General features: G+C 47.9%; 16 protein-coding genes and 1 pseudogene. 7 read left to right on the top strand and 10 right to left on the bottom strand.

The genetic code is table 11. From position 1 onward, the window contains the following. Nucleotides 1–128: 128 nt before the first annotated feature. Nucleotides 129–515 carry a hypothetical protein gene (locus tag AC6I1V_RS14695; protein WP_497737142.1) on the top strand — a complete coding sequence of 129 codons (387 nt, stop codon included), beginning with the start codon at nucleotides 129–131 and terminating at the stop codon, nucleotides 513–515. Here the strand turns inward: AC6I1V_RS14695 and AC6I1V_RS14690 are convergent. Further along, nucleotides 499–852 (bottom strand): hypothetical protein, encoded by a 354-nt coding sequence (locus AC6I1V_RS14690; RefSeq protein WP_497737141.1) that lies wholly within the window; start codon nucleotides 850–852, stop codon nucleotides 499–501. The two genes, AC6I1V_RS14695 and AC6I1V_RS14690, sit on opposite strands and share 17 nt — an antisense overlap. 144 nt (nucleotides 853–996) lie before the next feature. Between AC6I1V_RS14690 and rdgC the strand changes: the two genes are divergently transcribed. Both rdgC and AC6I1V_RS14680 read left to right on the top strand, forming a co-directional pair. Then, nucleotides 997–1653: a recombination-associated protein RdgC gene (rdgC, locus tag AC6I1V_RS14685; RefSeq protein WP_497737140.1), complete on the top strand. Its 657-nt coding sequence runs from the start codon at nucleotides 997–999 to the stop codon at nucleotides 1651–1653. A gap of 29 nt (nucleotides 1654–1682) precedes the next feature. Beyond that, entirely contained in the window at nucleotides 1683–1886 is a 204-nt protein-coding gene (locus tag AC6I1V_RS14680) for a hypothetical protein (protein WP_497737139.1), read from the top strand. A 560-nt stretch (nucleotides 1887–2446) separates the two neighbouring features. On the opposite strand, the gene AC6I1V_RS14675 is transcribed toward AC6I1V_RS14680, so the two are convergent. From AC6I1V_RS14675 to AC6I1V_RS14645, 7 genes and pseudogenes are all read right to left on the bottom strand, one after another. Continuing rightward, the gene (locus AC6I1V_RS14675; RefSeq protein WP_497737334.1) at nucleotides 2447–2713 is read right to left on the bottom strand and encodes a BrnA antitoxin family protein; all 267 of its coding nucleotides are present in this window, start codon (nucleotides 2711–2713) and stop codon (nucleotides 2447–2449) included. A 7-nt stretch (nucleotides 2714–2720) separates the two neighbouring features. After that, nucleotides 2721–2942, bottom strand: a complete 222-nt coding sequence (locus AC6I1V_RS14670; RefSeq protein ID WP_497737333.1) for a BrnT family toxin — start codon at nucleotides 2940–2942, stop codon at nucleotides 2721–2723. A gap of 254 nt (nucleotides 2943–3196) precedes the next feature. Next, nucleotides 3197–3961: a DNA-primase RepB domain-containing protein gene (locus AC6I1V_RS14665; RefSeq protein ID WP_497737332.1), complete on the bottom strand. Its 765-nt coding sequence runs from the start codon at nucleotides 3959–3961 to the stop codon at nucleotides 3197–3199. 15 nt (nucleotides 3962–3976) lie between these two features. Next, nucleotides 3977–4924, bottom strand: coding sequence for a hypothetical protein (locus AC6I1V_RS14660; RefSeq protein ID WP_497737138.1), 948 nt, complete (start codon nucleotides 4922–4924; stop codon nucleotides 3977–3979). A 24-nt stretch (nucleotides 4925–4948) separates the two neighbouring features. Next, nucleotides 4949–5173: pseudogene (locus tag AC6I1V_RS14655) on the bottom strand (relaxase/mobilization nuclease domain-containing protein); the annotation flags it as partial. 75 nt (nucleotides 5174–5248) lie between these two features. Beyond that, a complete protein-coding gene (locus AC6I1V_RS14650; RefSeq protein WP_497737137.1) occupies nucleotides 5249–5422 on the bottom strand; it encodes a hypothetical protein in 174 nt (57 codons plus the stop codon). Nucleotides 5423–5480: 58 nt separating this feature from the next. After that, complete coding sequence (locus AC6I1V_RS14645; protein ID WP_497737331.1) at nucleotides 5481–5648, bottom strand: plasmid mobilization protein; 168 nt, start codon at nucleotides 5646–5648, stop codon at nucleotides 5481–5483. Nucleotides 5649–5993: 345 nt separating this feature from the next. Between AC6I1V_RS14645 and AC6I1V_RS14640 the strand changes: the two genes are divergently transcribed. Further along, nucleotides 5994–6398, top strand: a complete 405-nt coding sequence (locus AC6I1V_RS14640; protein WP_497737136.1) for a hypothetical protein — start codon at nucleotides 5994–5996, stop codon at nucleotides 6396–6398. Nucleotides 6399–7271: 873 nt separating this feature from the next. Next, a complete protein-coding gene (locus AC6I1V_RS14635; protein WP_497737135.1) occupies nucleotides 7272–7721 on the top strand; it encodes a GNAT family N-acetyltransferase in 450 nt (149 codons plus the stop codon). 143 nt (nucleotides 7722–7864) lie between these two features. Here AC6I1V_RS14635 and AC6I1V_RS14630 read toward each other — a convergent pair whose 3' ends face one another. Then, the gene (locus AC6I1V_RS14630; RefSeq protein ID WP_497737134.1) at nucleotides 7865–8932 is read right to left on the bottom strand and encodes a serine hydrolase domain-containing protein; all 1068 of its coding nucleotides are present in this window, start codon (nucleotides 8930–8932) and stop codon (nucleotides 7865–7867) included. 306 nt (nucleotides 8933–9238) lie between these two features. Further along, nucleotides 9239–10153: an AraC family transcriptional regulator gene (locus AC6I1V_RS14625; protein WP_497737133.1), complete on the bottom strand. Its 915-nt coding sequence runs from the start codon at nucleotides 10151–10153 to the stop codon at nucleotides 9239–9241. Between the two features lie 175 nt (nucleotides 10154–10328). On the opposite strand from AC6I1V_RS14625, the gene AC6I1V_RS14620 reads away from it, so the two are divergent. Next, on the top strand, nucleotides 10329–11501 hold the full coding sequence (locus tag AC6I1V_RS14620; RefSeq protein ID WP_497737132.1) for an alpha/beta hydrolase: 1173 nt from the start codon (nucleotides 10329–10331) through the stop codon (nucleotides 11499–11501). A 303-nt stretch (nucleotides 11502–11804) separates the two neighbouring features. Continuing rightward, nucleotides 11805–12869 (top strand): DUF362 domain-containing protein, encoded by a 1065-nt coding sequence (locus AC6I1V_RS14615; protein ID WP_497737131.1) that lies wholly within the window; start codon nucleotides 11805–11807, stop codon nucleotides 12867–12869. Nucleotide 12870 lies beyond the last annotated feature (1 nt).

Below are 12870 nucleotides of genomic sequence, written 5' to 3'. Positions count from 1 at the left end.
AGAACGCCCGGCAGGAAAAAGCTGAACTGGAAACCGTCAAATCTGCTCTTGGACAGGAGTTTCCTCAGCAGGAAGAGTTGGCGCTGGTGCGGGAAAATCATAACTCCGTCATCCGGGAGCTGCAACGAATGCAGGATGATGCAAGCTACGTCTCCACCTGGACGCCCAAAACATCTCTGAGCGATGAACAACCGGTAGCAGAGGAAAAGCCGCTGAGGGAAGAACGCGGCACGGAAGACAACATTGCCGCCCCCTCTCTCACCGCGCCGCCGGAAGAACAGTGTCACAAGATCAAATACGGCGAAGGCCGGACGGAATACCTCGTCACCAACCAGCACAACGGGCATACACTGAGTGGCTATGTTGTGCGCCGCACCTATTTCAACAGCGCCGTCGGCTCCCTGGGGCAAAGCCTGTACGATGACGGAAAATGGCACAGCACGACAACCGTGCCGCTTAGGGGTGAAGTTGCGGCTGTTCGCGTCACAGGAAGCAGGTCTAATAGCCGCCCGTGACGATGCTGCGCGACACGGACTCAAGGAAACTCCTCCCGCCGAAACAGCGGCTGTACAACCTGCCAAGAGAATTTCCCCAAGTTCCGACGCCTCCCAATTCTACCATGACCGGCTTGTGGGCAGGGACTTCTCCTCCAGTGGTGCAAATTTTTATGGTAAAAACGAGCATGTACTGACTTTGGGCGCGGGGGACGGAGGAGCCTTCCAGACGGTCAACGACAAAATCGGCCTGCGTGTTCAGTACGAGAAAAACCATATCATCAGTGGAGCGCGTACTGTTAACGCCACCTTTGATACCCTTGCGGAAGTCCTGGAGCATGTGGAGGCGTACAGGCAACTCACGGCTCCGCAGGCCAAAGCCGCCGCTCTGACGGCCTCACCCTCCGGCGGCGTACATGACTTTGTGATTTCAAGTCCGCGCATGAGATGAACGGCGCGAGTCACTTCACTCTCTAACATCGTCAAAACATAAGGGGTTATTATGTCCGTTTTCATGTCTTCAACTACAGCCATAACCATCTGCAAGGTCAACTCTACCGTCAATTTTACCTTGGACGCCTTGAGGACTCATGCCTTTACACCTGACATTGATGCTGACGGCAGACGTCTCGGCTGGGTGGCGCTTGGCGATCCGCTGGATACGGACGGCTTTGAACCGGCTTCAGTAGATGGCCGCTATTCCGGCTTTTCCTTCCGGCTGGACATGCGTAAGGCATCCGGGGCCGTTATCCGGTTCCAGCTTGCCGAAGCCGTTCGGGAGGAAATCACCTCCGGCAAGAAGGTTGGAAGCAAGCGCAGGAAAGAACTGAAAGAGGCCATCACCGCCAAACTGACCGCCAGGGCGGAATTTGTGCCGTCCGTCATTGATTGCCTATGGGATACGGAAAAAGGACGCCTGCTTGTTGGGTCGGCTTCGACCAAGGCGGTGCAGCCGGTGCTGGAGTTGTTCAAGACCACGTTCAGTATAGATGCCGTGCCTATCACACTTGCGGGCGACATGCCGAGGCTCTTTGCTGCCATCCTGCGCGGGGAAGGCTATCCGTGTGAAGGCTACACCCTGCACCGATGGGTTCCGCCAGTCTATCCGCTTCCGAACAAACTGAGGAAAAATCCGCTGTGGCCGTGCAGAGCAGCCTGAATGTTGTGGCTCAGGTACTTGAGGAAGGTATGTCCATCCAAAAGTTGCATCTGGCAGCCACATCCGCCAGCGAACCAGACTGGCAGGTGGATTTCACGCTGGGCTCTTCTCTGGCTGTTTCCGGTCTGCGGTTTCCCAAGCCTGAAAAAGGCATGGAAAAGGATGGCACGTTCCTTTTGAATGCTGACATCTGCTCGCGGGAGGCGGATATGGTGGAGGGGATGTCGGCATGAAAAGCAAAACGGAACGATTTGTTTCCATTCCCGTTGATATTGCGAAATAATAAACTATTCTATAATTAGGATACCACAATAAAAATTTTATAAATGGAGAAGTTATGTCTGAAATGGCTTATGCAACAGGCGGAGGTATGGTTCAATATGCTTGTGGACATATCTGTCAGGTTGTTACAACTTCTGTTGACACCGTTCCCTTTCAGGAAAGGGGTGCAATGCTCTGTCCGGAGTGTTTAAAAAAAACAAGGATACTCTTAAGATTGAAATCAGACAATTGTAGATTATCATGCTAGTGGAAGGAGGACTCTAAAGTTTCAGACCTCTAATAATATGCCAACTGATTTTTCCGGTCTTTTATTTGCGAATCCCGATGCAGTCTCTTTTTATAGGGCTGTTGCTCAAAAAATTACGGAATTGTCCCAGTAAGGACTTATTGTGAATTACCAAGATGCTTCACAGTAGGTAACTCACTTCTAGACTAACTTCTAGAACAACTACACGCTAAAAAAGTGGCCTGCGTATGCGGGCCATTTAGCTATGAAGCATTACTAAAAACACTATACCCGCCCGTGCTCCTTCGCTGCAAGTATTTCACGACGCAGGATTGTGTTGATTTTTGTTTGACACCCTTTTCCTTGAGAGCGTAACCACGCCAGTACATCTGTATCAAGACGGATGGTCGTCATTTCCTTAATCAGACGATAGAAACGACTGACATCCTCTACAGGGAAAATATCCGAATAATCTATTGCGCTGTTTGGCCTGGCGGATAGAACCTCAAGCTCTGCCTGCTGTTCAGCGGTGAGTGGAGGCGGATTGCTAATGTCCAGTTCAAACTTGGTAATATGCTAGTTGTTCTTTCTCATTGGCTTGCCTCACTGAAATAAGACGGAAACATTCTCTATTCTGACGCTCTGTATATATGACCACTAAAATGGCAGGGTATACCATACCGATGGTCATCCAGTGGTCTTCTACATCGCTGTGTCCCTCGTCATATCGCTCTATCCTTCGAGGATCAGCAAATACGCGGGTGGCGACCTCAAAACTAATGCCATGCTTACCTTATTAAGCCTATTTTTGGCTCATCCCACTCAAATTTCATGCTGCCTCTTTTGTTACTATAAATCAGTTAATACGTAAAAAAAACTTTTGTCAACACCGCTAATCACGATAAAGTGGTCTTGAATAAGATACACAAAGGGACTCCGCTCCCCCCGCTTCCCTATCAAGATTCCACACAATATTTTCTGTGCCCCACGACACTTTTCCTTTCCACCGATTGCATCCTCACCTTGGGACGTTCCTTACCCTTCCCTACTCTCAGCTCTTCTCCACAGTTCCTGATACCGTGCATTCCGTTCCAAGTCCCTGTCTCCTGCCGGGCCGAAGGCGTAATTCACCGTGCGCTCGGCATACCGCTGCCAGTTACGCCCAGTCGGGGAGTCCCGGATGGTCGGGGCGCAAACACGGATGGTTTCTTCCACACTCTCCCGACTGTGACCGTTGGAACTCATCCGTAAGGCAATCATGGCGTCCACGCGGGAATAGTCCTCAATGGTCAAATGGCGACGGATATTTTCCAGATGGGTATAATAGGCCGCTGCCGGATCGCCGGGGCGGAAATCCGACGTCTGTAACGTCCGCTGTTCGGCCTGACGCCTCTTGGCGGTCTCCGCGTACTCGCGGTCAATCCTTCTGGACAGGGCCAATGCCTTACAGTATTCCCGACGCTCCGCAAACAGGAGCTTCACTTGCGTGAATGAGCCGTCTTCCCGCCGATGTTTCGGCTTGCGATTCTCGAAGCCGGGCGCACGATGCGGATGGATGCAGCCGCACAGTTTTTTGTCGCCGTACTCCCGATTCAGGCGTTCCGTGATGCGGTTGCCCACGTCCCGGTCAAACTCCGTGCCCAGCTTGGGAATGGTCAACAGGCATTGGTAATTGCCCGGCGAACTTTCCAAAACCACGGCGGGTCGGAAGCCGTCCTCCTGTAACTTCTGAAAACTCTCGCGGGGGATGTCGTCGATAAGGATGTGATGCCGGTCATCCGATAACGACGTGTAGTAGATATTTTCACCCCGCTTCTAGAAACGCAGCATTTCCGACATGTGAACTTCCAGTTCTTCCGAGGAAAAGCCTCTTGTCATGCCGCCTTTCTTGTCCAGAATGAAAGTCTTCTTACTGCCGTCCTCATCCATTTTTATGCAGGTTACGCGATAGCGATCCGCGTTCACGGCAACGGTATATTTCCTGAAGTCTGTGATTTCCCGCATGGCTGCTTCCGCTCCCTTTTCCGGCCTGTTGGCAGGCGGCGGGGTGTGTCTTTTTTCTTCCCGTGCCATCCGATACCACCAGCGTGCCGCCTCTTTCTCCAAGCCTCGCGCCCGCAGCCAGTTTTCAAAACGCGGCTTGCCACCACGCGCTCTTTTTCGACCTGAACGCAGGGAAAACTGCTCCGCTTTCAGCTGCGCCATCAAGCAATGCCGGGCGATATTCAGAACAGGCAGGCCATATTTCGCCAGATGAGAAAGCACCCTTTTTCGCTCAAACCTGTGCCGTTCCTTCATGCGGACAAGCCCGACATTCTCCCCTGTTCCGGCTTTTTTCGGCGCTCCGGCGAACTCTTTCTGATAGGCTTTCCATTCTTTGAGATTGACGGAACTCACCGGCTCAGGGGTAATTTTCTCTAGGGCATCCGAGTAGCTTCCTTCTTCAAAGTCGCCCCATTTTTTGCAGAACCTGCCCATGCTGAACGCCCGATCCACGGACGAGGCTTTCACGGCAATGTCCCCCACAAAGATGACAGCTTCGAAGCCTTTTTTCTCGAAACGTAAACCGACTCCCGCCAATTTCTTATGTGGTTCAGCCCACGACCGCACGTTTTTTATGATGTTATATCCGCGTTCCTGTGCAATACGCTGGGCAGATTTTTCGCCGATGGCGTGTTCAAAATCCAGCGCGGCCTGCCTTGGCTTTATCTCGCGGGCGGTTCTTCTTCGCACCAATTCGCCATCTTCCAATACCGCGTACATAGAGTTTTCTTCGCTGCCCCATCCCTATTTGTGTTCAATGAACGCCACGATTTTGTGCGCTTCCCGGATGTCCAGTCCGTTGAACGGAAGCACGACTTTCCCCCTTTCCGGGTTCATCCGATTGACCGCGATATGCAAGTGATAATTGTCCGTGTCATAGTGCAGGCCATACACGGTCTGATGTCCGTCCAGTCCCATTTTTTCGAGGAAGATATTCACCACTTCCTCCACCTGTTCCCGTGTGGGCTGTTCCCCCTTCCTGCTAGGAAAATATCCAGTGCTGCACCGGCATTTTGCTGTGCGCCGACTCCCTTGCCAGTGCGATCATTTCCATTTTTTGCCCCACATGCGTGGAGGACAAAAAGTTTCTCCCGCCCGCATATTCGATTTTTTCCTGCGGCTTTTGTTGTGGGGGAAGCGGATGTAATCCACCAGATCGCCTATCTGCCAGACCTTGGGCTTTTCAGTTTTCGTATTCTTTATTTTCTTGATGATCATGAAAGTGCAACGAGATTTTCTGAATGCCCCAGACAAATTTCCGCAAGGCGTCTTTCTGCTATTCCAGAATGCTATGAGGAGAATTTGCCTGCCGAAGCGTCTCGAAATTATGTTTGAGCAACCCACCGATACGCCTCAATTCCGCGATGGTGTTCAAATCCGTATGGGCGGCAATCCTGCCTCCGAAAAAACGCCGCCGCATGTATTCCGACAGAGACAATCCGATGATTTCCGCCTACTCCGTGAGGCGCGTTTTTTCCTCGGCGACCACTCGGAGAGAGAGAGAGAGAGAGAGAGAGAGAGAGAGAGAGAGAGAGCAGGATGTTGGCGGCATACCTGCCGCCTTCTTTCGTGCCTTTTTTGCCTCTCATGCCTTTTGCCTTTGGAATGCGAGAAACGAAGCGCCAAGCATTCCGGGAATCCAGAGGGCGTCAGCCTTCTGGCAGGATAGTAGTTGTGTATTACAACTACCATCCTGCCACGAAGAACCCGCCTCGTGCAGTGGTCAAATTGTAGGAATATAAAAATTTCACCTATAGTACGGCAAAACTTTCAACAAGGAGGAGACACCATGAAAAAAGGCGGGACAATACCACCGGAACAAATCAGGCAAGCTCAAAGACTATTCAACGATCTACCTGTCAAAAATGATAAAAAAACACGAAAAGAAGCGGCTGAAATACTGGAAAAAGATTTCCGTAAAGCCTTTAAAAAGGGCTACACGCCAAAGGAACTAAGTATGCTATTAAAAAATACGGGCATCATTATTCCTGCGTATCTTACAAAAAAATTTCTTGCACCGGAAAAAGAAAGGCTCCAGTCCCCCAAAAGTTCACCCGAAGGCAACACGAAAAAAACTCCTCCAACCAAGTTGCTCAGTAGTTTTTCTGTACCTCTCAGGGGGATAATTTATAAAAAATTTCCCTATTCAGACAGTAGGAAAATAATACTCTCTTGTTATCGGGTAAATTTTTGAGTAACAAGAAAGAAAAACAAGTACACTTTGTTAGTAGAGAAAGTGACAACAAAGATAGAAAATAGGCATAGACACAAAAAAATTGATGGCTACATATCATAGTATAAAACTCAAAACTAAAGATTCATTATAAAACTTCTTGCAATAATTGGAAGCCCACAAAAACATAACAATACTGGCAAACTCTTAGAACAGATAGTATCAGATACTCAGCAGTCCAAAAGAACAAAAACTGAACTGATCTCCACTTGCGGGAACTGCGGTATACAGGTTTGTGCCATTTGCTTTGCCTGTAAGCACATGGTGGGTGTCCTACGGGCGATGTATCCTCAGGGATGACTTGCGGGCTATGTTGAATAAAGTTCACGAGGCGGACATTCTTGTTATCGGTTTACCTATATGGTATCAATGCTGGTCGCCACGGCAGGAAAACGCAACGTCAGACCCGATGTAGTACCTTTACTTCAAAATTTTTTCTTTCCCGAAAAAGGCTTCGCTCAACATATTCAGACTAACGAAAGCCCGCAAGGTAAAGGCAATCCAATGATCCCATCGCTCGATAAATAAGGGTAGGCGCATCTCTACCGCAGACTTACACCAAGTTCGTCGGCTGAACGGGTCGGAAATCCGACTGTCCTCGGTTGACCTCTTCACCAAAAGGGAATGAAAAAAGTTCCCATCCCCTTTTGGGTTAAGCGAAAAATATTATATATTTTTATAGGTAGTAAAATCCTTTTGATTGCTTAGAGAGAGCTTGAGGCTTGGCAACTGCGATCACTAGCAAATCAAAAGGAGGTCGGCATGGGCTACAACAAGAGCTTATTGCACACGAATGGAAACAGCCAATAACCATTCAACTTAGAAGGTATAAATGTGATTAGTATAAGAGAGATTGATGGACAAAATGTTTTTGATGTATGCGAATTAACAACGAATAAAAATGGTATTGGTACAGTTATGGAGGAATATTTGTGCTGTAACGCTGTTTCTCTGGCAGAAGCAAAATATTATCCTGAAATGCACCCGAAGGCCATTTATGACGATGACACACTCATTGGATTTTTTATGTATCGGCGTACCAAAGAAGAAGCCAGTGAAGCAACGATTTGCCGTTTTATGATTGATTATAAATTTCAAGGAAAGGGGCTAGGACAGAAATCATTCAAAAGTATTCTTGATTGGTTGAAAACATCAGGCGTTCAGACGGTGAACCTTATGCTTGATGATACTAACCAAATTGCAAAAAAACTATATCTACGATTTGGCTTTTCCTTTACAGGAAAAATAGATAAGGAAGAATACTACTACAAGTTAAAATTGTAAAGGGAATGAATATATTTTTAATGAATGGCCTTGTTAGGCAGCAGGGGTGAAAAAAGCCTCGTATAACGGGCTATTCCCGCGTGTTCTAACCGGGGGCGTTCCCTGCCCCTCTGAAAATGGCGTTCTATTGCGTGACGCAATCCTCATGAGTGAAGCCGAGGCGTGGTGGTCTTTTTGACTACCGCACCCAGGCTTTTATTTTTTATCCATTCTTCCGGCCTGGAACCAAGAAAATAGTCCTGTATTTTCTCGATTAAAGGAAAAATATCGTCAGAATTAGCTAATATACAACAGCCTTTTCCATTTTGAACAGAGAAATTAATTTGTGATTCAAATCCGCAATTACGTCCAGAGTGACCGAAATATACAGCATCATGAATATATTGCAGATAACAACCCAGTCCTGTTTTGCAAGGAATATTATCCAAATCCAAAATCTCTCTGTGTTGCGGGCGAATCATTTCCTGTACAAGCATTTGAGGAACCAGCCCTGTTTTTCCTCGCAAAATATTTTGAAGATGGATACCAAACCTGGCAAGATCTGAAGCCGTTGTCCATAAACCAGCGGCAGCCTGTTCTGGCATAAAATTATAGCCTTTTGAAACTCGGTCACAAGCTACAAAATATCCTTCAACAATATTTTCTGTTATATTTTGTCTAAAAGTACTGTCTGTCATGTCAAGTGGATATAAAACAGTTTGCTCCATAAAATCAGCAAAAGGCATACCAGATATATTTTCAATACATTTTTGAAGTATTATAAATCCACCCCCAGAATAAATACAATGTTTTCCAGGTATATATTCCTGTATTATTTTAGGAGAATTGCAGGGAAATTCACCTAAAATAATTTGCTCTGTCGTTGGCAATTTAACATTGCGGCCATATCCATCAAAACCACTAACGCCAAATCCTGCTGTATGGGACAAAATTTGCCTTACAGTTGCTCTTGCTAATAATCCGTTAGAATTTTTTAAGTATAAGGGAGCAATATACTTTCCAACATCATCATCCAAAGATATTTTGTTTTGTGCAACCAAACAAAGTACAGACAATGTAAAAACCATCTTGCTAATAGAAGCTGCCTGAAATCGCGTGTGTGTTGAAATGTTACTCCCTATTGTAAATACATCTGTAATCTGATAATCATGAATTACAGAAATACTAGGCGCATCTGCATGATATTGCTTTAACTCTTCCCCAAATACCATACTATATCCCGTCAACACATTTGTGAGTTATCGTATACATGCTTTAAGCCATTTAGACTTCACCTGTTCAATCCTAGTTTAGACAATTCATTACAATCATCAATAGGGCCAAAACAGTAATGGAGAGACTTTTCGCGCCCTGTGAAGTTTTTCTGGCCTGTGACACTCTTCAGTTTGACGACTATTCCAAATATGACACGGATATGTGGGATGTCCCGGCCAAACAGAAACGCCATATGGAGAGTTTTCCGCAGGAACTTGAAAAAGCCTATGCTCTCGGTGTGAAACTGGCAGGGTAACCTCCGGTTATACCACGCCAAATATCTCCTTCATTCTGGCAATATTTTTGCGTGGCGGTTCGCCATAAAGCCTTTTATACTCCCGATTGAATTGGGACTGGCTTTCGTAGCCTACGGCGGAACCAGCCTGGGCCGCGTCATAGCCAAGCGTGAGCATGAGTCTTTGCGCTTCGGCCAACCGCAGTCTTTTTTGGTATTGCAACGGGCTTAATGTGGTCACTTCCTTGAAATGTTTGTGAAAAGTAGAGGCGGCCATGTTAAGTTGCCGTGCCATTTCATCCACCAGCAACGGCTTGTTGTAATTTTCCCGCAGCCACGCAGTGGCCCGTGCAATCTGATTGCCCGGTGTGCCGTAAGTATTGATTATCCGCAACTGCCCACCAAAAGGCCCGGTCAGCAGGCGGTAATGAATTTCCCGTATCACCATAGGGCCGAGCACCTTTGCCTGCTCCGGCCGTTCTATGAGTTCCACCAAACGCACAATGGCATCCATGAGGTCAGCATCCATTTCCGCAAGCATAGCACCGCTAAAATGGGCATTATAGCTTTCACCATCTGGTGGAATTTCCGCCGCAAGCTGATTGATGAGGCTCCCGTCAAGGTTAATGGTCAGCGAGAGGTACGGATTTTCCGGCGAAGTGTCGTGCATGGACGATGCCATCGGTATATCCACACCTGCCACAAAGTAATCCCCGGACTGCACGCTATAGATATGTTCCCCGAAGGTGACCGTCTTCCGTCCCTGAGCCAGTACAATAAGTACAGGCTGATATACCGTGGGGGTGGGCTTGGTCGGGGTATGCCAGCGGTGCAGGCAGACTCCACCAAACGGGAGCGGAAAGTCTCCCGGCTTGGGCATCAGCCTCATGAGCTTATCTTTCAGGACAAGTTTGGCTTTTTCCAGATCGGTTCTTTCGAGCATGTTTATGGCTCCTCTTCTCGTTTAGAGGTGTTCCATACAGCGTTTTTTCGCATAAACTACGCTTTTTGTATAGCCAGGATAGAGGAATAAGCAATAAACTTGGAGAAGTGTGTATATTCGGTTCGAGCCTGGAATCCTAATATTCGTCATAGTGAAAACACTTCCAGGAGGAACCATGCGAAAACCATTCAGAATAAACTGCGGAGTTTTTCTGCTCGCTGTATGCCTTATTACCTGGTCAGGTGACGCCAGCGCAGCTTTTGCCCCCGAACAGAAGCCCATCACATTGAAAACTATGGGAAGCCTCTATTTCGGCGGCACGGTTGCGGAATCATCTAACGGCGGCACCTTCCATGCCGACCACGGTTACGCTCAATACTACATCCCTCTAAACTCACGAAACTACCCTCTGGTGATGTGGCACGGTATCGGGCAGTCCGGCAAAACCTACGAATCCACACCAGACGGTCGTGAAGGCTATCAAGCTATTTTCGCCCGCCGGGACTGGCCTGTATATATTATTGACCAACCGCGCCGTGGGCGAGCAGGGCGTACTCAGGCAGGGCCAAATACCTCTATACCGCCCGTGCTTGCCGCCGAGTATGGAGCTTGGAACGCCTTCCGGGTAGGCACCTGGCGGTACCCGGAAAAGCCGAATTTTTATCCCGGCGTACAATTCCCACAAGATGGCTACTCCATCGACCAGTTCTTGCGCCAGCAGACACCGGATACCGGCGAAGAACCTTGGACGCCTGAATACCGGACTAATATGGGACAGACCGCTGCTGAACTGTTCAGGGCAACTGGCCCCGGTATCCTGATTACCCACTCCAAAAGCGGTATTTATGGTTGGGAAACAGCTATGGCCACCCCAGAACTGGTCAAGGCTGTAGTTGCCTATGAACCCGGTCACGTTGTTTTCCCCGAAGGCGAAATACCTGGGCCAGTGCCAGGAGACGAGACATTGAACCAATCGGTGGCACCCATCGCTGTTCCCCTGGAGAAATTCAAAAAACTGACCCGAATGCCCATTCTTATCGTTTACGGCGATTTCATCCCTACGGAACCGTCACCCGTTGCAGATGCTGATTTTTGGCGCGGAGCGAGTATCCGGGCGCGGCAGTTTGCAGAAGCCGTAAACCGTCATGGCGGCGATGCCCGATTTGTATCTCTGCCGGATATAGGCATCAAGGGGAACACCCACTTTCCTTTTGCCGACTTGAACAACATTGAGATCGCCGACCATCTGGAAGCCTGGCTGCATGAAAAAAAACTGGACGCCAGGAACATTCCGCATCAGGGGCCGCTGAAAAGAGAAACACCGCTGACGATTCCGGTAGAAAAATGAGAAAACCAGCAAGGATATAAGACTATTTTTCACGCTTCATCCATCACATGAACCGCGCTGCTGTTTGCACACGCTAGGTAGAGGAATGTGCAATAAGTGTGGAGAAATGTGTCTATCTACCAACCGTTTGACTTTCTATATTGTACTCATAAGTAAATCTTACAGAATAGGTAAATAATTTTCTGATATGTTGGTATGACAATTTTTTACTTGAGAACGATATGATGTTGTAATTTCTTAACTCCTATTGAGAAGTCATACAGGGAACAACATTCCTATTGGCATAAAGCGAAAGAGGTAGTTATGAAAAAAAGTCATCTTTCCAGAAGAACTCTACTGAAAGGTTCGATTGCCGTAGCTGCAACAGTTGCAGCAACTCCTGCATCCCTGCCCATGTTTGTAAGTAATGTCCGGTCATCCACAAATTTGACAACTCAGATAACGCCTCTTGTGGGTTCTCGCAATGTTACCAACCAAAAAACTCCTGGCTCACGTGCAAGAGTCTATTTTACGTCACATATTGATGCAGAACATTTGATACGTCTTTATGAACAGGTTAATGAGCATATCTATGGCAAGGTAGCCATCAAGTTGCATACAGGAGAAAAAAACGGCCCGAATATATTACCCCGTGATATGGTGAAAGCCTTCCAAGCTCAGGTGCCCGGTAGTTGTATTGTGGAAACCAACACCTTGTATCGGGGAGATCGATATACCACGGAATCACATCGTGAAACTCTCCGGGTCAATGGTTGGAATTTCTGCCCCGTGGACATCATGGATGAGGAAGACGATGTGATGCTTCCTGTACGCGGCGGCCTGCATCTCAAAGAAGTGGCTATGGGTGGTCATATTATCAATTATGATTCCATGATCGTACTCACGCACTTTAAGGGTCATGCTATGGGTGGTTTTGGCGGTTCCATGAAGAATATTGCCATTGGTTGCGCATCTGGTCAGGTAGGTAAGCGACAAGTTCATGGCGTTTCAGGTGAACCTCCCAGCGATTGGAACGCCTGGCCCGCCAAAGAACGACTCATGGAACTTATGGCCGACTCAGCCAAGGCGACGTGCGACTATTTTGGTAATCGTATTGTCTTTCTTAATGTAATGCGCCGCATGTCCATAGACTGTGACTGCTCTGGTATAAAAGCGGCAGAACCCACTATTCCCGATATTGGCATATGTGCCTCCACCGATATTTTAGCTGTCGATCAGGCTTCCTGTGATTTGATTTTCGGAAGGCCGGAAACAGAAAATCATGACCTCGTTGAGCGGATTCAAAGTCGCCACGGTTTGCGCCAGCTTACCGCTATGGCTGAACTCAAGATGGGCAATCCTCAGTATGAACTCATCTCCATCGACTAAA

The organism is Bilophila sp. T19-St14, assembly GCF_059728385.1.
The sequence above is the reverse complement of the archived record's forward strand: the minus strand, read 5'-3'. Positions and strand labels throughout refer to the sequence as shown.